Here is a 24,325-nt window from a genome sequence, read left to right as displayed (position 1 = left end):
TTCGTTTTTGAAAAAGATCTTGTCGCTTTGTAAACGTATTGGATTTTAAAGGAGAGAATTGTTAAGATGGCAACTGTTATTGATGGAAGAGCACTTGCAAAGAAATTAAATCAACAAACCAGTCAACGGGTTCAGAAAATGCAGGAAGATTTTGGAATGACTCCTGGACTTGTTGTGGTCATTGTTGGTGACGATCCAGCCAGTCAGCGATACGTTCGTAATAAGCATCGCACTGCTCAACGACTTGGAATTAACTCAATTGTTGAGCATCTTGATAAAGACGTTTCACAAAGCGAATTATTGAAATTAATTGATCAATATAATAATGATCCGACCATCCATGGGATCCTGGTTCAAGACCCCTTACCGGACCATATTAATGAAAAAGCGATTACCCGAGCAATTTTACCTGAAAAAGATGTCGATGGGTTTCATCCGGTTAATGTCGGAAAGTTGTATTTGAACGATACGACAAACTACCCGGTATCGTGTACGCCTAAGGGTATTATGACGATGTTTAAGGCCTATGGCATTTCCCTGAAGTCCAAAAATGCTGTTGTCCTTGGCCGAAGTGCAATTGTTGGTAAACCAATGGCAGCACTGATGTTGAATGAAGCGGCAAGCGTTTCAATTCTTCACCGGTTAACCAAGGACATTTCAGAATACACAAAGAATGCCGACATTATCGTTTCGGCAACCGGTCACTTACATACTTTGACTAAGGATGATGTCAAGGAAGGTGCCGTTGTGATTGATGTTGGCCAAAATATTAACGAATCCGGTCATTTGGTTGGCGACGTTGATTATGATGACATGTTTGATAAAGTGGGATATATCACGCCAGTTCCCGGGGGCGTGGGGCCAATGACGATTGCAACGCTCATGCAGCAGAGTGTTGATCTTGCAGAATGGAGTATCAATAAGTGACAGTCGAGTACCTATCGGTTTCAGCGTTAACTAAATATATTAAGAGGAAGTTTGATGTTGACCCGTACCTGACAAAGGTATATCTTACGGGTGAAATCTCAAACTTCCGGTTGCGGCCCAATGCGCACCAATACTTTAGTTTGAAGGATGATCACGCTAAAATTAGTGCGATCATGTTTAAGTCTGCTTTTAATAAGATTAAGTTCACCCCTGAGGAAGGAATGAAGGTGCTTGTGACTGGACATATTTCGGTGTATGAACCCAGTGGCAGTTATCAAATTTACGTAGACAGCATGGAACCGGATGGCGTTGGCCAACTTTATCAAGCATACGAGCAACTGAAACGTAAGCTTGATCAGGAAGGCTTATTCAGTCAGCCGAAAAAACCGTTAGTTCGATTTCCCAAACAGATTGCGGTGGTCACTTCGCCCAGTGGAGCCGTCATTCGGGATATCATCACGACGGTTCGGCGACGGTACCCGATTGCCCAGATTGTTCTGTTTCCTGCCTTGGTTCAGGGAAATGAAGCCAGTGCCGATATTGTGCGTCAAATTGAACGGGTCAATCAGCTTGACCGGTTCGATACGTTAATCATCGGTCGTGGTGGTGGGTCAATTGAAGATTTGTGGCCGTTCAACGAAGAAGCCGTTGCCCGGGCCATTTCAGCCAGTCGAATTCCAGTTATTTCGTCGGTTGGACATGAGACGGACACGACAATCGCTGATTTGGTCGCTGATGTGCGGGCCGCTACACCAACGGCCGCTGCTGAACTTGCGGTTCCCAGACTTGATCAGGTGCTTGTGGATCTTAAAACAAGCCAAAACCGGGTCATTAACGCGGAATACCAAATTCTTCAACAGTTAGAGCTTCGTCTCAAGCGATTGCGGCAATCACCGATTTTCACATCTCCCGAGCGCCTTTACGAAACGTTCTCACAAAAACTAGACCTGTTGAGTCAGCGGTTAAAAAATCAATCTGATAAGATTACCAGTGGCAGGCGAAATCAACTCTCCGAGCTCACCATGCGGTTAAAAATGGTTGCCCCAACCCACACGATTAATGACCAGCGCCAACGGTTACGCTTTTTGGTTTTAAAACTCAGCCAGCAACAATCCAAGCGGGTATCCGATGATCGGCAAAGGTATCAGATGCTGGTGAGCGCCCTTGACCATCTGAGCCCTCTAAAAATTTTGAGACGGGGCTATACTTACACGACCGACGAAAGCAACCATTTTGTCAGTCGGGTTGCTGACCTCAAATCAAAAACCATTAACGTCCATTTTTCAGATGGGATTGTGAACGCGACGGTTGATCAAATTGAACACGGAAAAGAGGATGATTAATATGGCGGACAAGCAAGACAGTGAAACGTTTGAACAGAAAATGGCGAAGTTGGAGACAATTGTGAATCAGCTGGAACAGGGAAACGTTTCTCTTGAAGATTCAATGAGTAAGTTTAAAACCGGCATTGAACTGAGCGAAGACCTACAAAAAACGCTGACAACCGCTGAACATACCATGGCAAAAATGATGGATGATGACGGTCACGAAGTCGCATTCGAGAAGCCGAAGCAGTCAAAGGATGATGAAAATGGGCAACAGGCTGACTAATTTTACGAGTGAGTGGGTCCCCAAAATTAATAAGGTTTTGGAAACCCAAATTGCAAAGGATACAGATCAGACCCGGCTCGCCGAAGCCATGAGTTATTCTGTGAATGCAGGCGGCAAACGGCTCCGACCATTACTAACGTTGGCTACCTTAACCACCTTGGGCCAGTCAATTGATGACGACGTCTTAAAGGCGGCAAGCGCGTTGGAATTAATGCATTCCTATTCGCTGATTCATGATGATCTTCCAGCAATGGATAACGATGATTTGCGGCGGGGCAAACCAACGAATCACGTTAAGTTTGGTGCCGGCATGGCGACCTTGGCTGGTGATGGCTTACAGGCCCTGGCTTTCCAGTGGTTGGTTGATAACCGTCTAAGCGATGATCTGCATGCCGAACTGACCCTTGCTCTTGCCAAGGCTGCCGGGCCCCACGGAATGGTTTCAGGTCAGGCTGATGATATTGAATTTGAGGGGACCCGATTAGATCTTGAAAAGCTGCAGAAGCTTGACCGTAACAAAACGGGGGCGTTGATTCGATATGCAGTTGAAGCCGGGCTTATTATGGCGAAAGTCCCAGGCTTTCAGCGTCAATCGTTCTTAAAATTTGCCGAAAACTTCGGGGCAGCTTTTCAAATTTATGATGACATTTTGGATGTTGTTGGTGATGAAAAGACAATTGGCAAGCCCGTTCATCAGGACGCTGGGAAAAATACGTATCCTAACCTGATGGGATTAACCAAAGCTTACCAGGCTCTTGATCAAGTGGTTGGTCAGGCTGTTTCAGCCATCGATCAAGCAGGTCGGGACTTGTCGATCGACACATCACTGTTAAAGGATTTTTGTAGCTATTTTGCAATTAAGGATGAAAAACGTCATGGAAAAACAACGGGTTGATGTATTATTGGTTACTCAGGGATTATTTGATACGCGAGAAAAAGCGAAACGGGCCGTCATGGCTGGTGAGATTCTCGGGGATAACGAAGAGCGCTTGGATAAGCCAGGCGTTAAGATTCCGGTGTCCACGGAGCTGCATTTAAAGGGTAAGCCAATGCCATACGTTAGCCGGGGTGGGCTGAAACTTGAAAAGGCCCTCAAAGTTTTTAATATCAGTGTCAATGGACTGACGGTTCTCGACATTGGCTCATCTACCGGCGGATTTACCGACGTGATGCTGCAAAATGGCGCTAAACTCAGTTATGCTCTGGATGTGGGCAGCAACCAGCTCGTATGGAAATTGCGAGAGGATCCGCGAGTTGTTGTCATGGAGCATACTAACTTTCGGTACAGCAAATTGGGTGATTTTACCCACGGCCAACCTCAGTTTGCGTCAATTGATGTATCCTTTATTTCTCTTGAATTAATTTTGCCGCCATTAAAGAAGATTATCGTTCACAATGGCCGGGTGGTTGCTTTGATTAAACCTCAATTTGAAGCGGGTAAGCAAAACGTTGGCAAACACGGCATTGTCCATGATCCGGCCGTTCATAAAATGGTGTTGGAGAAAATCCTGAACTTTGCGGTTTCTGCCGGCTATTCGGTTGAACATCTTGATTTTTCTCCAATTAAGGGTGGGGCTGGTAACATTGAATTCTTGGTTGAACTCCAATCAGTTGATGAACCGCGAATGAATCCCCAGGTTTCGATTGATAAAGTGATTGAAAACGCTTATTCTGAATTAAAGAAATCGTGATCGGAATCAATATTTGTTGGAGGTGGGCGGATGCATAAAAAAGAAAGACAGCGGTTGATTAAACAGTTGTTAGTCAGTAACGATATTCAACGGCAAGAGGATTTCGTTACCTTGTTGGCAAAGGAAAACGTCACGGTAACCCAGGCAACGGTTTCCCGTGATATTAAGGATATGCAGCTGGTGAAAGTACCATCAATTACCGGTGGCTATCGCTACAGCTTGCCGACTCAAAAAAATGTCGATACCGAAAAAAAACTAATCCAAACGGTGAAGGATTCTTTTGTCTCAGTTAAATCGATGGATAAATTTATTTTTATTAACGTTCTGCCAGGAAGTGGGCCGGTTATCTCAAGCCTTTTAGGTCAAATGAATTATCGAGAAATCTTTGGCACAATTGGCGATGACAACACAGTTCTGATCGTTTGCAATAACGATGCGGATACCGTTGCCTTTCGCGAACGGATTGACGGGATGATTGGTGCCTAAATTTTAATCGCCAATTCTACAAGCATTTGAGAGGGTTTAAAAATGTTACTTGAATTATCAATTACTGATTTTGCAATTATTGAACACCTTGATATTGAATTCCAATCCGGGATGACAGTCTTAACCGGAGAAACCGGCGCGGGCAAGTCGATTATTATCGACGCGGTCGGTTTATTAGTCGGTGGTCGCGGGTCCCACGATTTAATCCGGACTGGGGCAAAGAAATCAATTATTCAGGGTAACTTTATTCTTAGTAATGATAATCCTACATATCAGATTCTTGATGAACTGGGAATTGATCACAGTGATGGGAACGTCATTATTGAACGGGAAATATTTGCCAGTGGCCGCAATAGTTGTCGGGTCAATGGCATGATGATTAACATTGCCACGCTGCGGCGAATTGGTGAAACAATTGTGGATATTCAAGGCCAAAATGAGCACCAGGAGTTGATGAAGCCGGAGCGGCATATTCAATTACTGGATGACTTTGCTGAAGACGAAATTAAACCGATTTTGGTTGCGTATCAGAATGACTACGATCAGTTTGTTAAGCTTCAAGAAATTGATGAGAAAAAGCACCAGAATGAAAAAGAGTGGGCTCAGCGAGTGGATATGCTGAAATTTCAGATTAAGGAAATTGAGGCCGCCGATCTTCACGAAAACGAGGATGAAGAGTTAACCGCTGAACGAGATCGCCTCAATAATTTTCAAAAAATTCATGATGCCCTTTTAAACAGTTATGAGGGGATTAGTGGTGATGATAATTCATCATTGGATGCCATTGGGACGTCAATGAGTTCGATGCAGGATATTGAGGATCTGGACCCCGACTTTAAGCAAATTTCCGACGATCTGTCAGGTGCATTCTACACACTTCAAGATGTTGCCAGTCAAATATCAGATCAGCTTAATAATCTGGAATTCGATCAGGACCGATTGGATCAGGTGCAGGCGAGATTAACCACTATTCACCAGTTAAAACATAAGTATGGCGATTCGGTCGATCAAGTCCTTCAATATTTACAGAAGATCAAGGCTGAATTACGCGAGATGTCCGGCGATGCTGCCGACAATGATGATTTGGAGCAACAGTTGGCTACAATTAAGCAGGCACTAATTAAAAATGCCAAGAAGCTTGCGGATATTCGTCGGCGTTACGCCAAAGAATTGGAACGCGCGGTTCATCAACAGCTCAGAGATCTCTACATGGATAAGGCCGTCTTTGAAGTTCATTTTAAACAGAATACGACACTAAACCGCATGGGGGCCGACCAGGTTGCGTTTTACATTCAAACCAATCCTGGTGAAAAGATGCTGCCATTAGTTAAGTCTGCCTCAGGCGGTGAGCTTTCCCGAATTATGCTGGCGCTGAAAACCATGTTTGCCAAGGCGGCTGGCGTTACCTCAATCATTTTTGATGAGGTTGACACCGGGGTATCTGGGCGAGTTGCTCAAGCAATGGGAAACAAGATTTATACCATTTCCACGAAGTCCCAGGTTCTTTGCATCACGCATCTGCCGCAGGTGGCTGCAATGAGCGATCACCACTATTTTATTCAGAAACAGGTTCATGACGGACGGACGGTCACCACTATTAACGAGTTGAATCAAGCTGAAAGCGTCAGTGAAATTTCAAGGATGCTGTCTGGGACCGCGATTACCAAATTAACCAAGGAGCATGCCAGTGAGTTAATTCGGTTAGCGGATGAAGAAAAAGCGAAAATTCGCCAGTAATCCAAAAAAGCGGGATACCGGATAAGTGTTGATTACACTTATCCGGTATCCCGCTACCAAATGATTAGTTGGTATACGTAACTATGCCCGTTTGATTGCTTTGATTTCGAGAATGTTGAGGATCCTGGTAATATGCTGATTACTGTCTGTGAGCAAAAATCGCTCATTGGTCAGTTTCGATAAGTTACCGCTCATTTCTGGGGAATGATCATTAAACTGGATATTAATTGGAAAATGATTTTTCAAAGCCCGGCTGATGAATAGTTGAATCTGGAATTCCGGCATCTGCGGTAGCTGAGTTGGCTGGGTCGGCATGTCGTCTAGGGCAAAGAAGTGACGGTAGTTGTTCTTAACGGTATCGCGAATTTCTGCTAAATAGGATTGGTTGTTCTGCATTTTGTCTCACTCCGAACGTTTGTTTGTGACTTCATTATACGAACAGTCGTTCTAAATATCAACCCCTAATATAAAATAGTTTATGATTCGCGGTGAAAGCGTGAATTGACTTGTAAAATGTGGCCAAATGAACGATAATGATTGTTACTACAAATATTTGAAGGGATTTTAACGATGGCAAAAAGAGGAATGTTAATTGTTTTATCCGGTCCGTCCGGTGTTGGCAAAGGAACTGTCAGAAAAGCACTTTTTGAAGAACCGGATGTTGACTTTGAGTACTCAACTTCAATGACGACCAGAAAGCCTCGTGAAGGTGAAAAAAATGGGGTTGACTACTATTTCGTTTCCAAGGAACAGTTCGAACAGAATATTCAAAATGGTGAAATGCTGGAGTATGCCAAGTACGTTGACAATTACTACGGCACCCCATTAAAATATGTTAACAAGACTTTGGAAGCCGGTAAGGACGTCTTTTTGGAAATTGAAGTCAACGGAGCCATGCAGGTCCGGGCAAATTGTCCAGATGCGGTCTTTGTCTTCTTAACACCGCCGGATTTGATGGCGCTTAAACATCGATTAATTGGTCGCGGGACTGACAAGATGGATGTGATTAATAAGCGGATCAAAAAGGCAGTTGGCGAAATTAGCATGATGCGCAATTACGATTACGCAGTGTTAAATGACAAGGTACCGTTGGCAGTTGACCGCATTAAAGCCATTATCCGAAGTGAACGCCTCCGGGTTGCCAGAGTGATGCCCGATTACGAATCAATGTTAGGAGAAGATTAATTATGTTACTTTACCCATCAGTTGATAAACTATTAGATCAAATCGATTCTCGATATTCTTTGATTATGCTTGCCGGTAAGCGAGCTCATGAACTTGATGCCGGGGCAAAGCCGCTTCTTGACAGTTACAAATCAAGAAAGTCAGTTGGAAAGGCTTTTGAAGAAATTGCTGCGGGCGTTTTGAAGATTGATCCGAACAAACAAGACTTTAGCTAGCATACACTAGCTTGACACACGTGTGAGATGGCCGGGACAAAAACTTTTGTTCATGGCCATTTTTTTGGATTTCTTAAATCCTCCCACACCGGAATTGAGTTTTGGTACAATTGACAATGAATATGATAGGGTGGTGACCGATGTGTTTGAAAATAAACGGATTTCACTGTACGTAACCGGCAGCATTGCGGTCTACAAGGCATTAACTTTGACGCGTCTTCTGGTTAAAAGCCATAATGATGTTCGCGTTGTGATGACCAAGGCAGCCCAACAGTTTGTTAGTCCCATGACGTTTGAGAGTTTAAGTAAAAATCGCGTGATCACAACGGATTTTGTCAGTGATGATCCCAAACTGATTCCGCACGTTGCCTTGGCTGATTCCACCGACATTGCCATTGTAGCCCCTGCTACCGCAAATACGATTGCAAAGATGGCAAATGGCATTGCCGATAACGTGGTAACCGCCGCATTACTGGCCACGACAGCCCCAATTTTTGTTGTCCCCGCAATGAACGTTCACATGCTTGAAAATGCCGCGACTCAGCGTAATCTGAGTGCGTTGGAAAGTGCGGGGATTCAGATTATGCCAACCGCTGAGGGCTTCTTAGCAGAAGGTTATGTTGGTAAGGGCCGGTTTCCTGAACCAGAAGCCATTGTCAAATGGTTGGATGCGCATGAACAGGGATCTGATCACAGCATGGCCGGTAAGCGAGTTGTTGTTACCGCCGGGGGGACCCGGGAACCGTTAGATCCAGTCCGATACCTAACTAACCATTCTTCTGGGAAGATGGGTTACGCGATTGCTCAGGCTGCGCAACGGGCTGGTGCTGATGTCACCCTAATTGCGGCCAACACAGTGCTGCCAGCACCTAAGGGCGTGAAGGTCGTTCATATTCAGACTGCCCGGGAACTTTTGAAGAACGTCCAAGCGGCTTTTGAGGCGGCCGATGTTTTAATTATGGCCGCTGCGGTCGCTGATTACCGGCCCGTAGAAGTTGCCAATCAAAAAATCAAGAAAACGGCTCAAAATGAAACAATGACGCTCAAACTCGTTCGCAACCCCGATATTCTTAAGACCGTTGGAGCGTCGAAACGGCCGGGCCAGTTAGTGATTGGTTTCGCTGCTGAAACGACTGATTTAATCGCCAACGCTGAAAAAAAGATCAAAAGTAAGCATTTGGATTTAATTGTCGCTAACGACGTTTCCAATCAAAAAATTGGGTTTAATTCAGATAATAATCAAGTCACGTTTTTATTTGCCGATGGTTCGCAAAAAAAGACGCCACTTGAAAGTAAATCCAAAGTGGCTGAAGCATTAATCGCAATTATTAGTCAGAAGCTTTAATGCTCAGCCAGCCGATTCGAACGAAAGGAGAGGAAAAATTGCAGATTGCAGAAGTGATTGTTGATATCCCAACCCGGCAAACTAATAATCCGTACAGTTATTCGATTCCTGAAAATTTGAGTGATCAGATTCAACCTGGAATGCGGGTGCAGGTGCCATTTGGTCCGCGTAAGGTGACTGGGTTTGTCGTTGGGATTACCGACCATTCTGAATTTAACGGCCAACTCAAAAATTTAAGTTCACTCGTTGACCTCTCCCCAGTCGTTACCCCAGAACTCTTGGCATTGTCTCATTGGATGGCGGCCCGAACGTTTTCCTTTGAGATTAACTGTCTGCAAACAATGCTGCCAGGGGGGATGCGCACAAAATTTAGAAAGAAGCTACTGGCAAACGACAGTGTTCGCGACGCTTATCCCCAGATTTTTCACGGGGAAAATGAAGTTGATTATGACCGCCAGCATTTTGATAGTCGAACGATTGCGCTGATTCTAAAACTACGCCGTGCTGATAAAATTCAAGTTCACTATGAATTAGCTCATCATTCAAAGCCCCTTCTGATGAAGGCGTATACCAATCAGTTATCCGCCAAGGCTCTTCAGGCGGCTATTTCGGGAGTTAGCAAGCGGGCGATCGCGCAGCGTCGATTACTGCTGATGCTTCATGAACAACCAACCAGGGCGTTTTTACGCACCGAGCTTGCACAAGTTGGTGTTGGCCGTTCGGTGATTAAAACCGCATTGGAAAAGGGATGGGTCAAGCAGACAAATGTCCGGCGGAATCGTAATCCGTTTTTCCAGCCAGTTAAAAAAAGCCTGCCGCTTGATTTAAATGATGATCAGCGGGTTGCCGTTAAAACCATCGATCAAGCGATTGAGCAGCAAACCGATACGACTTTTCTTGTTGAAGGAGTGACGGGTTCCGGGAAAACGGAAGTTTATCTGCAGGCGATGGCTCACGCGTTAAAAATTGGGAAGACCGCCCTGATGTTAGTGCCCGAAATCACGCTGACGCCCCAAATTGTTGGGCGAATTCGGAGTCGATTTGGCGATCAGGTGGCCATGCTTCACAGTGCCATGTCCAACGGTGAACGCTACGACGAATGGCAGCGAATTTCTTCCGGTCAGGCGAAGGTCGTGGTTGGCGTTCGCTCGGCAATCTTTGCGCCGCTGAAAAATATTGGTCTCATTATTATGGATGAGGAGCACGACGGCAGCTACAAGCAAACTGACGACCCGCGTTATCAGACCCGGGACGTTGCAAAATGGCGAGCGGCGTATAATCATTGTCCAGTTGTCCTCGGAAGTGCAACACCGTCACTAGAATCCCGTGCCCGGGCAATGAAGGGTGTTTATCACTTAATCACGCTTCCTCATCGATTCAACAATCACGCATTGCCTCACGTGACGGTTGTTGATATGAAGCGCGAAATTGCCCATAATCACAGTATCCTGTCCAAGGAGTTAGCAACGTTAATTGCCGACAGATTGGTTAAGAAAGAACAAATCATCTTGATGCTGAATCGGCGGGGGTATTCGTCATTTATTATGTGTCGGGACTGCGGTTATGTTCCCCAGTGTCCTAACTGTGACATTTCATTAACGATGCATAAGGATACGCAGACGCTAAATTGTCACTACTGCGGTCACCGTGAACCGATCCCAACGGTTTGTCCCAAATGTCACAGTAAACGAATTCGACACTATGGGGTTGGAAGCCAACAGCTCGAAGAACAGGTTAAAGAGCAGTTTCCAAATGCGCGGGTACTCCGAATGGATGTTGATACAACCCGTAAAAAGGGATCGCATGAAGCAATTATCAATCAATTTGGAGCGCACAAAGCCGACATTCTACTGGGGACACAGATGATTGCGAAGGGGCTGGATTTTCCTGACGTTACCCTTGTCGGTGTTTTGAATGCGGATTCCAGCCTGCAGTTCCCGGATTTTCGTTCGAGTGAGCGGACGTTTGAATTGCTAACGCAGGTTTCTGGTCGTTCCGGGAGGGCTGATAAGACTGGTGAAGTGATTGTTCAGACTTTTAACCCTGATCATTACGCGATTCAGTTGGCCAAGACTCAGGATTACGAGAAATTCTATCAAACTGAAATGCGCGTTCGTCATCTCGGAAAATATCCGCCATATTACTATACGATTAAGATCACGGGAAACTCACCCAGTGAAAAGCAGACTGCTTATGAGATGCATCAGATTGCGAAATACTTACGAAATCATCTGACCGACGCCGCAATTGTTCTCGGCCCGACACCGAAAACAATCAAACGAATTGATAATCGATATTATTATCAGATCATCATTAAATACCGAAAAGAACCGGCGTTAACCCAGAGTTTAGATACGATTCTGACGAATTACCAATCAAAGCAGCGACACGATTTTTACATTGCCATTGATAATGAACCGTTAGATTTTATGTAATTGATGTTGGAAAGGAAACGATTGTATTGACAACAGTAGTATTTATGGGAACCCCCAGTTTTGGCGTGCCCATCCTTCAAGGCTTAGTGGATCATCACTATCAGATCTTGGCGGCCGTTACTCAACCGGACCGGCCGGTGGGAAGAAAGCGGCAGATTCAACAATCGCCAATCAAAAAATTAGCAACGTCATTAAACATTCCGGTATTGCAGCCGCAAAAGATCGGTGGCAGCCCGGAAATGCAACAAATTATTGACTGGCATCCGGATCTCATCGTGACGGCTGCCTTTGGACAATTTTTACCAACAAAATTATTAAACGCCGTTAAAATTGCGGCTGTTAACGTTCATGGTTCCCTGCTTCCAAAGTACCGGGGGGGCGCTCCCGTTCAATATGCAATTATGAATGGTGATAAGCAGACCGGCGTCAGCATTATTTACATGGTAAAGAAAATGGATGCTGGAGATATATTAGCTCAAAAGGCGATTCCCATCGAGAATACGGATGATACCCAATCGATGTTTGCCAAGTTAAGTCTTGTTGGTCGGGATTTGCTGCTCGCCGTTTTGCCAAAGTTGGTTGCTGGTGACGCGAATGCGGTTCCTCAAGCTGAGGAACAGGTTGTTTTTTCTCCGACCATTAAGCCGGATGAAGAACAGCTTGACTTTACCAAATCGGCGTTTTTGGTTGATGCGAAGGTCCGGGCTCTGCGACCGGATCCAACGGCGTATACCATTCTTAATGGCAAACGGACCAAAATTTGGCAGACGGCCGTTAATGAACAGACGACTGAAGCTGCCCCGGGAACACTGGTTCATAAGGATAAGCACCACCTCCAGATTGCGGCCGGAAATGGCACAACTTTGGAAATTTTGGAACTTCAACCTGCTGGCAAACCCCGGCAGACGATTACGGACTATCTAAACGGTGCTGGTCAAGCGCTAAAGATAGGCCAAAAGGTGATTAATTAATGAAATATCAAACAAATAATCCTCGCGAACTGGCTGTACGCACGCTCATGCGAACCAGTAACGGGTCCTATTCAAATCTTCAAATTAATTCGGTTATCGAGTCAACCTCAATGAGTGACGTCGATAAGGGACTGTTTACTACAATTGTGTACGGCGTCATTCAACACCGGTTAACTTTAGAATATCAATTAGCACCCTTTATCAAGGAACCGGAAAAGACCGAGAATTGGGTCAAAGAATTACTTTACAGCGCCATGTATCAGCTTCAATATCTGGATCGGGTTCCCAAACGGGCCATTTTTGATGAGTCGATTAAAATTGCCAAGTCAATGGGTCACGATGGTACTAGACGTTTTGTAACCGGGATTTTGCATCAAATGGATCGCAAGGGACTTTCAAATCCAAGCGATATTAAAGATCCGCTTGAACGGCTTTCCATTCAGACCAGTGTTCCGCAGTGGCTGGTCAAATTGGTGTCGGATCAGCTGGGCGAAAAAAAGGCAGCGACCATCTTTCGTTCCTTAAACCGCGCGCCAAAACAGTCAGTTCGCGTTAATAAACATAAAATTTCCAAATCAGATTTATTGGGTCAGCTCAGTAAAGCTGGCTTTGACCCGCATCCCAGCGAAGTGGCCAGTGAGGGCCTGGTCCTTGAGAAGGGCCAAGTCCTGCACAGTTCGTTCTTTGATGATGGATTGGTTGCTATTCAGGACGAAAGCGCCATGTTACCGGTTGAGTCCATGCCAATTAAGACCGATGATCTGATTTTAGATGCCTGCAGTGCGCCCGGGGGAAAAACCACTCAAATTGCGGCTAATCTCAAAGAGGGCCGGGTTGTGGCTTTAGATATTCACCAAAACAAATTGCGCAACGTCAATCATAATGCCCAGCGGCTTGGATTGAGCGAGCGCGTCGAAACCCATGCCCTGGATGCACGTAAGGTCGACGAACAGTTTGACGATGAATTTTTTGACCATATTCTGGTTGATGCGCCATGTACCGGATTTGGACTCATGCGACGGAAACCCGAAATTCGCTACGATAAGACAATGGCCGACGTCAATCATTTGGCTGAAATTCAGGGTCAAATTCTTGCGGCTGTCGCCCACAAAGTCAAACCAGGTGGTACGATTACGTATAGTACTTGTACCATTGTGCGGCAGGAAAACCAAGGGGTCATCGCGAAATTCATTGACGCGCATCCCGAGTTTGAAGTTCAACCAACCAAGACCGACATGGACCTGAAAACCGATGAGAACGGGATGCTGAATATCTATCCTGATGATTTCGATTCGGACGGGTTCTTCGTTTGCTCAATGGTTAGAAAATCATAACGGAGCTGATACAATATGCAAATTGCCTATCAATCGTCAACCGGGAAGGTTCGCGATAAAAACGAAGATGCGGTTGGAAAGTTTGAAAATCAAAGCGGGATGATTATGGGGCTGATTAGTGACGGCATTGGTGGCAATAATGCCGGTGAGGTCGCCTCTCAAATGGTGGTCACCCACATTGGGAGTAGTTTTGAAAAAACGACTATTACCGAATTGGACGACTTCCAGCAGTGGTTTACTGATAAACTCGCGCAGGAAAATACCGCCATCATTGATCAATCCAATTCCGATCTGCGCTTGAAAGATATGGGGACCACAATGGTTGCCGCAATTATTGACGGTAACGACAGTCTGATCGCAAATATTGGCGACAGTCGCGGATACGTTTTCTCGGATGGTAAATTAACCCAGATTACTGAGGATCATTCCTACGTTAATGAACTTGTGAAGCACGGGGATATCACGCCTGACCAAGCCAAGAATAACCCTTACAAAAATATCATTACCAAAAGCTTGGGAATCAATGATGACTCAACAGCTGATTTCAAAGCGTATGCCATTAAGCCCAACGATCAAATCTTATTGTGCACCGATGGGTTGACAAACATGGTTGATGACCATGATATTGAAACAATTCTCCAGCAGGATGATGATATTCAGTCAAAGTGCAATCAGTTGGTTGCCCTGGCAAATCAGAATGGCGGCCTTGACAACATCACGGTCTTGATCGCGTATGCTGATTCGGAGGCGATGCCAGATGAATAAGGGATACGTTCTCAACGGCCGTTACAAAATCGTTGATCGCCTGGGCGAGGGCGGAATGGCCGACGTTTATTTGGCCCAGGATCTTATTTTGGATCGTGAAGTTGCGGTCAAATTGCTGCGATTAGATTTTCGGGACAATCCTAAAGCCAAGAAACGGTTCCAACATGAAGCCTTAGCGGCAACTGAGCTGGATAACCCCCACATCGTCGGAATTTATGACGTTGACGAAGTTGAGGGGATGCAATATCTGGTAATGGAATACGTGAATGGTGAAGACCTGAAGCAATACATCAAAGATCATTTTCCAATTCCTTACGCTCAAGTTGTCGACATTATGGAGCAAATTTGTTCGGCGGTGGGTGAGGCTCACCGTCACAATATTATTCATCGAGACTTAAAGCCGCAGAATATTTTGGTGGATAAGAATGGGTATATCAAGATTACTGATTTTGGCATCTCACGGCTTGAAAGTGAAGATACAATGACTCAGACCAAGTCCATTATTGGGTCGATTCACTATCTGTCACCGGAACAGATCAAGGGGCAGATGGCCACCAAGCAATCAGATATCTATTCGCTGGGAATTATTTTGTACGAAGTGTTAACTGGCAAGGTGCCCTTCAATGGGGACACGGCGGTTTCCATTGCCATTAAACATTCTCAGGAGCCGATGCCGTCGGTCCGGGACTTTGATCCGCGAATTCCGCAGGCTTTAGAAAACGTTGTCTTGAAAGCAACCACCAAAGATCCTAAGGACCGCTATCAGACGGTTGGTGATTTGGCGGCTGATTTGAATACATCGCTCGATAAATCCCGGGCGAACGAACCCAAATTTGAAGTTCCCCAAGTTGAAAATGATCTTAACGAACAAACCCGGGTGATGCCGTTTTCAGCACTGCCTGAAAACGAGATGTTAAACCAGTCGCCGGCAGCTAAGGATGGGCAAACGACTCAGCCAGCAGCTGAAAAGGCGCCCAAGCGGCGTCGATTTCGTCATCGGCGCCGCTGGCTGATTGCCGGAATCATTGGGTTTCTTGTCCTTGTCTTTGCAGTCATCTTCCTAGTGAGTGCAAATAGTCGAACAACCGTGCCGGTGATCACGGGCACGTTAAGAAGTGATGCCACTGAAAAATTGACGAGTGCTGACTTGAAAGTTGGCAAAGTCACACACCGGCACAGCGTCAAGGTTGACCGTAATCGAGTCATTTCTTCTGACCCCAAGGAAAATACCCGGGTCAAGAAAAATACCCGGGTTGCCCTGGTTGTTAGTTCGGGAATCAAGAAGGTTCGGCTTGATAATTATGTCGGCCAGGATTACAGCGAAGTGAAGCGCAAGCTGGAAGCACAAGGATTTAAAGTTCGCCGGCGAAATGCGCCATCCGGGACATTTCGTTCTGGTAAGATTCTCCAGCAAGACTTTGCGGCTGGTGACCGCGTCAATCCGAAGACCCACACGCTGACATTTGTTGTTTCAACCGGCATCCAACAGGTCATTTTGAAGAACTTGACCGGGATGACCAAGGCCCAGGTTGTGTCCTATGCAAATAAGGAACGGCTTAATCCAACCTTTGACTACGTTTATTCTAACCGGGAGGCAAAGGGGAAGGTTGTCAGCCAGTCACCCGCTGCGCAAACGAGCATTCAGCAAGGGGGAAACGTTGCCGTTTGGTTATCACGAGGGCCAAAAGCAAAATCCCAAGATGAAATCAAAAGTTTTAATGTGAAGGTCACCATTCCCTACTTCCAGAATGCCACCGATGAATCATCATCTGAGTCAAGCCTTAACGGGAGTGTCCAAGCGCAAACGCCATCCGATCAGAGTGATTCTGAAACTGCAAGTAGTACAACCGGTTCGGGTGAAAACGTCGTGCTTATCTATCTAAAGGACCATGACCATGATTTTTCAACCGTTTACAAGCAGATGGTGATTACCAAAGATACGACGGTGATGCTGCCATTTAAGTTGACTAAGAATGAAACTGGCCGTTATAAAGTGGTTCGCGATGGGAAAACCATTTTACGGGATAATAATATTACGTACGATTCCCACTAATAAAAAACTGCAAAATAAAGTTACTTGTCTGTATAATAAAGGGCGAAGTAACTTTTTTTGTTAGAGAGGTGATTAATTGCTAAAGGGAAAAATTTATCAGTCTTTGGCGGGCTTCTATGATGTCCACGCTGAAGACGGCAAATTGTATCGGACTCGTGCCAGGGGGAACTTTCGAAAGCGGAAAATTACGCCCTTGGTGGGTGACGACGTTGAGTTTCAGATTGAGGATGGTGACAAGGGTTACATTCTGAGTGTGTTACCACGAAAGAATGCGTTGGTTCGGCCGCCAATTGCCAACATTGATCAGGCAATTGTGGCCACAGCGGCAACCCAGCCGGAATTTTCAACTAATCTGCTTGACCGTCAGCTAATCGCCCTTGAGATGAGTGGGATTCAACCGGTCATTTATTTCACCAAGACCGATCTTTTAACCGCTCAACAGCGGGAAAAATTAGCCACAGTTGTGGCGGGGTATCGGGCAATTCCATACGATGTCATTTTTCCGGAACAGGCATTTTCAAGCGATGCGTTGACGGAATTGCGTAAATTATTTTCAAATAAGGAAAATGTGATCATGGGCCAAACCGGGGCTGGTAAATCAACGCTGCTCAATCATTTGGCGCCTGATCTCAACTTGGAAACCGGAAAAATTTCCACCGCCCTTAATCGGGGTAAGCACACAACCAGACGGGTTGCGTTATTGAATGTCAATGACGGCTTGATTGCTGATACGCCTGGATTTTCATCGTATGATACGTTTGATATTGATTTTCGGGCGTTAACCAACTATTTCCCGGAATTTAAACGCGCTGGCGTTAAATGCCGATTTAGGGGCTGCATGCACGTCAATGAACCGGATTGCGAAGTTAAATTAGAGGTGCAGCAAAATAAAATTATGAAAAGTCGTTACGAAAATTATTTACAGTTGTATACTGATATTAAGAACCGAAAACCAAATTATAAAAAGTGAGGAAGTTGAATATGATTAAGATTGCGCCATCAATTTTGAGTGCGGACTACGTTAATTTACAGCGAGATATCGAAATGGTTGATAAGGGGGGTGCCGAGCTGCTCCATATTGATATCATGGATGGCGCGTTTGTCCCGGCATTATCTTACGGCCCAGGGTGGGTAAAGGCGATTAAGCCAATTACCAATCTGACATTGGACGTTCATATGATGGTCCAGAATCCGGAACGATACATCGATGACTTTGCGGACGCTGGTGCGGATATTATCGGCGTTCACACCGAAGCGACACCCCACATTCACCGGGCACTCCAGATGATCAAAAATAAAAACGTCAAAGCTGAGGTTGTCATCAATCCTGGAACACCGGTTTCGGCTATCACACCGGTTCTATACATGGTTGATCAGGTCTTAGTGATGACGGTTAATCCAGGATTTGGTGGTCAGAAGTTTTTGCCGGAAACCGTTAAAAAGATTGCTGAATTAGATAAGATTAAGAAGGATCAGGGGCTCAAGTTCGATATTGAAATTGACGGCGGGGTGAATGATCACACCGTTGTCGGCGCCTATCAAGCAGGGGCAACCGTTGCCGTTGCCGGCTCGTACATTTTCGACGCCGATGCGCCAGTATCGCGAATTCAAGCATTGAAGGACGCGACAAAATAATGAAAGTACTCAATCTTTTGGTCGGTGGACCGATTGATTTATGGCCGGCTGATTTAAAGGCTGGCCGTGTGAAGGGCGATTGGATCGGAATTGATCGGGGGAACCTGCACCTGATCGATATGGGAATTGATCCAATTGTCGCAATTGGTGATTTCGACTCGTTAAAACCAAACGAATTGCAGTTGGTAAAAACTCACGTGAAGGATATTCGCCAGTCAATTCCGGAAAAGGATGATACGGATACCCAGCTTGGCTTGAAAGTCGCCCTTGAGGAACACCATGCGGACCGTCTTGATATATATGGTGCCACCGGCGGTCGTCTGGACCATTTTTTAGCAAATCTGTGGATGGTATTGGAGCCGCGGTTTCGCCCGTTTGCACCAAAAATTCGCTTAATTGATCAGCAAAACACCATCACGTTCTTTTTGCCCGGCGAGTATGAAATTAAGAAGGAGCCGGATAAAAAGTATTTGGCGTTTGTGGCGCTAACGCCGATGGATCATCTGACACTATTTGATGAAAAGTATCGCTTGGATGATTATCGGGTCAAGCGGCCAATTTCACTTGCCAGTAATGAATTTGTAGGTGAAACCGCCAAGTTCAAGTTCGCTAGCGGCGTGATGTGTGTCATTCAAAGCAAAGATATTAATCGTTACAATTAGAAATGACCAAGGCTTGATGCCATTATCATCGAAGTCTTGGTCGTTTTTTAGTATAATGAACTAGGGATTGTGAAAGATATTTCATTTTTCCGGTCATTTTGGGAGGCTGATTTAAAAACCGGTCAGAAAACGTTGATGTTTCGAGATTTAACTGTTACAACGGAAATGAAACCGATTGCTTTCCCGCTGTTAATAAAATGTAAATTGGGGATCTAATCATTTTCATAAATATTTTTTACGATAATTAGTGATGTTTGTATCAAAATGATATATAATAAAATTATATTCTGATATACGATATAAGAATTTGAATGGTCTCATTCACCAATTCGAATATTGAGAACGCATGCTAACAATCGTGCTGAAGCTAATGACAATTAGATAAAGGGGACAAATTCTATGAATAAGTATATTGCACTGGTTGGAACAAATACCAAACAATCAACCAATCGGCAACTGTTGCAGTTTATGAAACGGCATTTTGATCAAAAGGCGGCCATTGAGATTATTGAAGTCAGCGGACTGCCGATGTTTAACAAGCCGGCAGACCGTGAAGTGCCCCAGCGAGCAAAGGACATTGCCAAAAAAATTGACGCCAGCGATGGGGTGATCATCGCGACGCCAGAATATGATCACGCCGTTCCCGCCGTTTTGATGAATGCGTTGGAGTGGTTATCATACGGGATCCATCCATTCTTAGATAAGCCGGTGATGATTATTGGCGCATCGTTTGGGGCCCTTGGAACTTCAAGAGCCCAGGCACATTTGCGGCAAATGCTGGATTCACCGGAACTTGGCGCAAGAATTATGCCGAGTTCAGAATACCTGGTTGGTAACGTTCTCAGTGCCTTTGATGATCAGGGTAACCTGACCGATAAGGAGAAGATCGATCAACTGGACGCGCTGTTTACCGACTTTGAGAAATTTGTCAAAATTTCAAAAGAATTGTGGCACACCACCGATGTGAACCGGGTGGCTATTAAAAAGCTGGATCACGAAGACTTTGGTTAAAATAAGGAGCGAACAATTATGAAATTAGTTGGAATTGCTGGAACCGTTGAGGATAAATCATATAACCGGACCTTGCTTGAATTTATTGCCAACCATTTTAGTAACGTTGTTGATATTGATATTTTGAGCATTGACGATCTGCCAATGTTTGATCAGGACAATGATATTACCAATTCAGGCGCGATTCAGTATTTGAATCGAAAAATTTCAAATGCCGATGGGGTGATCATCGCAACCCCTGAACATAATCATACGATTACCGCTGCTTTGAAGAGTGCTTTGGAGTGGCTGTCATTTAACGTCCATCCATTTTCCGGTAAACCGGTCATGATTGTTGGCGCGTCTTATTACCAACAGGGCTCATCACGGGCTCAGTTAAATTTGCGGCAAATTTTGGAAGCTCCCGGTGTCAACGCGATTGTTTTTCCAGGAAATGAGTTCTTACTGGCTAACGTGAAGGAAGCCTTTGACGAGAATGGCAATCTCAAAGACGAAAAAACAGTTTCCTTCCTTTCATCAACGCTGCAGAAATTCTTGAAATTTGTGAAGGTGATCAACATGATGAATGATAAAACAGGTGATGACGGTGAAGCTGAAAATGAAGATTTAACGGCAAGCGGCAAAATTGAGACGACCATTGAAGGCGTTGATATGACGGCGGATGATTGGGTTGAAAAAGCTGCTGAAAAGGTGAACGCTGTCGACGGCAATACCTATGTAAAACTGGATCGGGGGATTTTGACGGTTGATCAGCTGAACTACTTCCTCAATTCGATGCCGATCGAGCTGACTTATGCAGACAGCAATAATCAGTTTATTTACTACAATCGGATGGCTGATGCTAAAAAGATGTTGGCTCCTCGGACACCGGGACAGGCTGGGGATCCGTTAGCTAACGTGCATCCAAAACGGGCTGTTCACGGCGTTAAGGCGGTCATTCACGCGTTGAGAACCGGCAAGACTGATTTGGTCAGCATGCCGGTACCAGGCAACGGTCCCGATCGGTTTGTTGTTCACTATTACAAAGCGATGCATAATGCGGACGGTGACTATGTTGGGATTAACGAATTTGTCGCTGATTTAATCCCAACGATCAAATGGTATCTTGCACAAACCGGGCAGAAATTAGTAGCTGATCCAAACGCGAAGGTGGATGCATCAACCGGCGCTTCATCCAATGATGCCGATTCTAAGACTGACGCGGATACTGGGGCGTCGGAGGATGTCGATACTCCCGAAGCAACCAATGATGGCGGCGACGTTGACGCAACCAGTGGTGCATCAGAAAACTAGTCCATTCAAGAGTGAAATTGTGACAGAATAGCTAAAAAGAGTGAGACNTTTGGATTGTTTGCCTATACGGCCGGAAGCTGCTTTAGGTCGCACGTTTCGGCAATATAATAGTCGGATAAAAATGAAGAGGTTGAGACAATCGATACGTTCGTCTCAACCTCTTTACGTGTTCCTAAATTGGCGATGATTGTTCATCATCAGAAATTGATCAGGCCCGATGCTGATATTCAAACCTGAAAAAAGGCAATAAAAAAAGACCGATTAAACATCGATCCACTTTTTATTAAACGCGCGTAACTTTACCTGACTTAAGGGTCCGGGCAGATAACCAAACTTTCTTTGGCTTTCCGTCAACCAGGATCCGAACTTTTTGCAAATTTGGCTTCCAGCTGCGACGACTTGAGTTCAAGGCGTGTGAACGTTTGTTACCAAAGTGAGTACGTTTGCCGTTGATAAAATCTTTTGCCATGGGTAACAAATCTCCCTTCTTTAAAATGCTAGTGCTTAATTTCTGAATCATTACACTAGAATAATTTATCATATTCCCCCCGGCATTGCAATACTTTTCTTTCAAGTAATTATACTTGACACTAATATTTAGGTGGCGGGATGGTTGCTTTGGTTTTATTGTATATTGTGGTAATATTAATTATCGTTAGTATGTTGAAAGATTAATTTAAGGAGGCTGTCACAAATGGCCGTCAAAATCAAAACAAAGTTTGGAACAGTTGACATCGAAAACGACGTCATTGCCAATGTGGTTGGTGGCGCTGCAACTGATAACTACGGCGTTGTCGGAATGGCAAGCCGAAACCAAATTCGGGATAACATGAATGATATTTTAAACCGTGAAAATTATTTTAAGGGTGTCGAGGTTAAGCAGCGGGACAACGAGATCCTAATTAACGTCTATATTATTGTTGCGTACGGCAATAAAATTTCGGAAGTCGCCAAGGCGGTTCAGTCTAAAGTGAAATATGACTTGCAAAGTATGCTTGGCGTTACCGCAAATTCGGTCAATGTAATTGTTCAGGGCGTGCAAGTGGCGAACGAAGACTAATTACTGAAATTGACCAAGGAGGAAAAGTAGTTGAAAGTTACAGAAATTACCAGCACCGAATTTACGGCGATGGTTCAAGCTGCATCCAATAAACTGAATAAAAATGCCGACTTCATTAATTCACTGAACGTCTTCCCGGTTCCAGATGGGGATACGGGGACTAACATGAGTTTGTCGTTGGCCAGTGGCTATAAATATGTCAATGAAGATGCCAGCGCCAATGTCGGCCAACTGGCATCGTCGCTTGCTAAGGGGCTTTTGATGGGTGCCCGGGGGAACTCGGGGGTCATTCTCTCCCAGATCTTTCGGGGCTTCTCCAAATCAACTGAGGGTAAGCAGGTCTTAAGCGCCCAAGATTTGGCTGATGCCTTTGTTGCCGGTACCGAAACTGCGTATAAATCGGTTATGAAGCCAACTGAGGGAACAATTCTGACCGTTATTCGGTTGGCTGCTCAAGCGGGCAAAAAAACCGCTGCATCGACCAATGATATCATTGCCGTGATGGACGCGGTCTATGAAAACTCTCAGAAGGCCCTCAAGAAGACGCCCGATTTGCTTCCTGTTTTGAAGCAGGTTGGGGTTGTTGACTCCGGCGGCCAGGGGCTCATGTTCGTTTTAGAAGCCTTTGACGACGTTTTAAACGGCCGAATTGATGAAGAAAATGGTGAGTATCAACCAACCGATGCTGAAATGACCGAGATGATTGACGCGGCTCATCACCAAAGCGTTCAAAGTAAATTGAATCCTGATGATATCGTGTATGGCTACTGTACCCAGATTATGGTTCGCATTGGAAAGGGTAAGGAAGTTGATCGCAAGTTTGACTACCAAACATTCTATGATTACCTGGCCAAACTTGGCGACTCACTGTTAGTTGTCAATGATGAAGAAATCGTCAAAGTTCATGTTCACACCGAGCACCCTGGCAAAGTTTTGGCTTGGGGTCAGGAGTTTGGCGACCTGGCAACCGTCAAGGTCGACAATATGCGGCTGCAGCAGGAAACAATCATTGAGAATGACGACCCTGAAGATTCACCGATTCAAAAGGCCGAAAGTTTAGGAAATGGTCAGGGCCAGCCGTCGTCAGATACCGCAATTATTTCAATTTCATCCGGTGAGGGGTTAAATAAATTATTCAAATCACTCGGAGTCAGTAACATTGTGAATGGCGGCCAGACAATGAATCCAAGTACTGAAGACATTGCCAACGCGATCGAAAATACCCACGCCAAACAGGTGATTATCTTACCAAATAATTCAAACATCTTTTTGGCTGCCGAACAGGCCGCCAAGGTTGTTGAGATTCCGACTGTGATTGTCCATTCCAAGACCATTTCTCAGGGAATCACAGCGATGCTGGGATATAATCCCGATAATTCATTGGATGACAACCGTGAAGCGATGGAAGATAATTTATCAACCGTTAAATCCGGCCAGGTTACCGGCGCCATTCGCGATACCAGCATTGATGGCATTAACATTAAGAAAAACCAATTTATGGGAATTGCTGATGGGAAAATTGTCAGCGTTGATGATGACCTGGTCACGTCAACGGTTTCGATGGTTCAAAAGATGCTGGATGACGACAGCGAAGCCATTACCATTATTTGGGGCGATGGGGCTAATGAACAATTAGCCGAACAAGTCCAGGCTGGCATTGCCAAGTTGGACGATGAACTTGAAATTGAGGTTCATGAAGGGGATCAACCAGTTTATCCATTTTTGATTTCTGTGGAATAACTGAGAGCTAAAGAGGCTGGGACAAGGGCACATCCCTTTGGATCCCAACCTCTTTTCGCCGTTATCATTGGACTGGATAATTATAAGTTCAGGAGGTTCGCCATGCCACCAGGCTAGACGGGCTTTTACATAGCGTCAAAAATGATTAACGAAAGCGGGGTGACGACAT

The 24,325-nt window shown here is 45.1% G+C and carries 24 protein-coding genes; 22 read left to right on the top strand and 2 right to left on the bottom strand.

The genetic code is table 11. The features are described from left to right. Positions 1-66 precede the first annotated feature (66 nt). From FD47_RS03715 to recN, 7 genes are read left to right on the top strand one after another with little or no spacing between them, the layout of a single operon-like run. Positions 67-927: a bifunctional methylenetetrahydrofolate dehydrogenase/methenyltetrahydrofolate cyclohydrolase gene (locus FD47_RS03715; RefSeq protein ID WP_008214531.1), complete on the top strand. Its 861-nt coding sequence runs from the start codon at positions 67-69 to the stop codon at positions 925-927. Next, positions 924-2,270, top strand: coding sequence for an exodeoxyribonuclease VII large subunit (gene xseA / locus FD47_RS03710; RefSeq protein ID WP_054733109.1), 1,347 nt, complete (start codon positions 924-926; stop codon positions 2,268-2,270). The genes FD47_RS03715 and xseA overlap by 4 nt, the downstream gene beginning before the upstream one ends. 1 nt (position 2,271) lies before the next feature. Further along, entirely contained in the window at positions 2,272-2,538 is a 267-nt protein-coding gene (locus FD47_RS03705; protein WP_171034985.1) for an exodeoxyribonuclease VII small subunit, read from the top strand. Beyond that, entirely contained in the window at positions 2,510-3,433 is a 924-nt protein-coding gene (locus tag FD47_RS03700; protein WP_056980060.1) for a polyprenyl synthetase family protein, read from the top strand. Before FD47_RS03705 ends, FD47_RS03700 begins: the two co-directional genes overlap by 29 nt. Then, a complete protein-coding gene (locus FD47_RS03695) occupies positions 3,414-4,229 on the top strand; it encodes a TlyA family RNA methyltransferase (protein ID WP_056980059.1) in 816 nt (271 codons plus the stop codon). The genes FD47_RS03700 and FD47_RS03695 overlap by 20 nt, the downstream gene beginning before the upstream one ends. A 30-nt stretch (positions 4,230-4,259) precedes the next feature. After that, positions 4,260-4,715, top strand: coding sequence for an arginine repressor (locus tag FD47_RS03690; protein ID WP_008214537.1), 456 nt, complete (start codon positions 4,260-4,262; stop codon positions 4,713-4,715). Positions 4,716-4,757: 42 nt separating this feature from the next. Next, a complete protein-coding gene (gene recN / locus FD47_RS03685) occupies positions 4,758-6,452 on the top strand; it encodes a DNA repair protein RecN (protein WP_054733121.1) in 1,695 nt (564 codons plus the stop codon). A gap of 81 nt (positions 6,453-6,533) precedes the next feature. On the opposite strand, the gene FD47_RS03680 is transcribed toward recN, so the two are convergent. Then, positions 6,534-6,848 carry a hypothetical protein gene (locus tag FD47_RS03680; protein WP_008214539.1) on the bottom strand — a complete coding sequence of 105 codons (315 nt, stop codon included), beginning with the start codon at positions 6,846-6,848 and terminating at the stop codon, positions 6,534-6,536. 174 nt (positions 6,849-7,022) lie between these two features. Between FD47_RS03680 and gmk the strand changes: the two genes are divergently transcribed. The 13 genes from gmk to FD47_RS03615 all read left to right on the top strand — a co-directional run bounded on the left by gmk (position 7,023) and on the right by FD47_RS03615 (position 21,356). Next, a complete protein-coding gene (gmk, locus tag FD47_RS03675) occupies positions 7,023-7,637 on the top strand; it encodes a guanylate kinase (RefSeq protein ID WP_008214540.1) in 615 nt (204 codons plus the stop codon). A gap of 2 nt (positions 7,638-7,639) precedes the next feature. After that, a complete protein-coding gene (rpoZ, locus tag FD47_RS03670) occupies positions 7,640-7,852 on the top strand; it encodes a DNA-directed RNA polymerase subunit omega (protein WP_008214541.1) in 213 nt (70 codons plus the stop codon). Positions 7,853-7,994: 142 nt separating this feature from the next. Beyond that, the gene (gene coaBC / locus FD47_RS03665; protein ID WP_054733190.1) at positions 7,995-9,197 is read left to right on the top strand and encodes a bifunctional phosphopantothenoylcysteine decarboxylase/phosphopantothenate--cysteine ligase CoaBC; all 1,203 of its coding nucleotides are present in this window, start codon (positions 7,995-7,997) and stop codon (positions 9,195-9,197) included. 38 nt (positions 9,198-9,235) lie between these two features. Further along, positions 9,236-11,632 carry a primosomal protein N' gene (gene priA / locus FD47_RS03660; RefSeq protein WP_056980058.1) on the top strand — a complete coding sequence of 799 codons (2,397 nt, stop codon included), beginning with the start codon at positions 9,236-9,238 and terminating at the stop codon, positions 11,630-11,632. A 26-nt stretch (positions 11,633-11,658) separates the two neighbouring features. After that, on the top strand, positions 11,659-12,603 hold the full coding sequence (gene fmt, locus FD47_RS03655; RefSeq protein WP_054733125.1) for a methionyl-tRNA formyltransferase: 945 nt from the start codon (positions 11,659-11,661) through the stop codon (positions 12,601-12,603). Continuing rightward, the gene (gene rsmB / locus FD47_RS03650; protein ID WP_056980057.1) at positions 12,603-13,937 is read left to right on the top strand and encodes a 16S rRNA (cytosine(967)-C(5))-methyltransferase RsmB; all 1,335 of its coding nucleotides are present in this window, start codon (positions 12,603-12,605) and stop codon (positions 13,935-13,937) included. The genes fmt and rsmB overlap by 1 nt, the downstream gene beginning before the upstream one ends. A gap of 15 nt (positions 13,938-13,952) precedes the next feature. After that, on the top strand, positions 13,953-14,702 hold the full coding sequence (locus FD47_RS03645; RefSeq protein WP_054733129.1) for a Stp1/IreP family PP2C-type Ser/Thr phosphatase: 750 nt from the start codon (positions 13,953-13,955) through the stop codon (positions 14,700-14,702). Beyond that, on the top strand, positions 14,695-16,755 hold the full coding sequence (gene pknB / locus FD47_RS03640; RefSeq protein ID WP_054733132.1) for a Stk1 family PASTA domain-containing Ser/Thr kinase: 2,061 nt from the start codon (positions 14,695-14,697) through the stop codon (positions 16,753-16,755). Before FD47_RS03645 ends, pknB begins: the two co-directional genes overlap by 8 nt. A 76-nt stretch (positions 16,756-16,831) precedes the next feature. After that, on the top strand, positions 16,832-17,725 hold the full coding sequence (gene rsgA, locus FD47_RS03635; RefSeq protein ID WP_008214549.1) for a ribosome small subunit-dependent GTPase A: 894 nt from the start codon (positions 16,832-16,834) through the stop codon (positions 17,723-17,725). Between the two features lie 11 nt (positions 17,726-17,736). Beyond that, complete coding sequence (gene rpe, locus FD47_RS03630) at positions 17,737-18,390, top strand: ribulose-phosphate 3-epimerase (protein ID WP_040538004.1); 654 nt, start codon at positions 17,737-17,739, stop codon at positions 18,388-18,390. After that, on the top strand, positions 18,390-19,052 hold the full coding sequence (locus tag FD47_RS03625; protein ID WP_054733134.1) for a thiamine diphosphokinase: 663 nt from the start codon (positions 18,390-18,392) through the stop codon (positions 19,050-19,052). The genes rpe and FD47_RS03625 overlap by 1 nt, the downstream gene beginning before the upstream one ends. A gap of 399 nt (positions 19,053-19,451) precedes the next feature. Then, positions 19,452-20,063: an NADPH-dependent FMN reductase gene (locus FD47_RS03620; protein ID WP_056980056.1), complete on the top strand. Its 612-nt coding sequence runs from the start codon at positions 19,452-19,454 to the stop codon at positions 20,061-20,063. A gap of 18 nt (positions 20,064-20,081) precedes the next feature. Then, positions 20,082-21,356: an NAD(P)H-dependent oxidoreductase gene (locus tag FD47_RS03615; RefSeq protein ID WP_054733136.1), complete on the top strand. Its 1,275-nt coding sequence runs from the start codon at positions 20,082-20,084 to the stop codon at positions 21,354-21,356. Between the two features lie 283 nt (positions 21,357-21,639). Here FD47_RS03615 and rpmB read toward each other — a convergent pair whose 3' ends face one another. Further along, positions 21,640-21,825 carry a 50S ribosomal protein L28 gene (gene rpmB / locus FD47_RS03610; protein ID WP_040538005.1) on the bottom strand — a complete coding sequence of 62 codons (186 nt, stop codon included), beginning with the start codon at positions 21,823-21,825 and terminating at the stop codon, positions 21,640-21,642. 225 nt (positions 21,826-22,050) lie between these two features. On the opposite strand from rpmB, the gene FD47_RS03605 reads away from it, so the two are divergent. Both FD47_RS03605 and FD47_RS03600 read left to right on the top strand, forming a co-directional pair. After that, on the top strand, positions 22,051-22,416 hold the full coding sequence (locus FD47_RS03605) for an Asp23/Gls24 family envelope stress response protein (RefSeq protein ID WP_054733139.1): 366 nt from the start codon (positions 22,051-22,053) through the stop codon (positions 22,414-22,416). Between the two features lie 30 nt (positions 22,417-22,446). Then, positions 22,447-24,156 carry a DAK2 domain-containing protein gene (locus tag FD47_RS03600; protein WP_056980055.1) on the top strand — a complete coding sequence of 570 codons (1,710 nt, stop codon included), beginning with the start codon at positions 22,447-22,449 and terminating at the stop codon, positions 24,154-24,156. The last annotated feature ends 169 nt before the right edge of the window (positions 24,157-24,325 follow it).

The organism is Lentilactobacillus parafarraginis DSM 18390 = JCM 14109 (assembly GCF_001435895.1).
GTDB classification, from domain to species: Bacteria; Bacillota; Bacilli; order Lactobacillales; family Lactobacillaceae; genus Lentilactobacillus; species Lentilactobacillus parafarraginis.
Note: the sequence above shows the minus strand (reverse complement) of the source record. Positions and strands in the feature narration are given on the sequence as shown.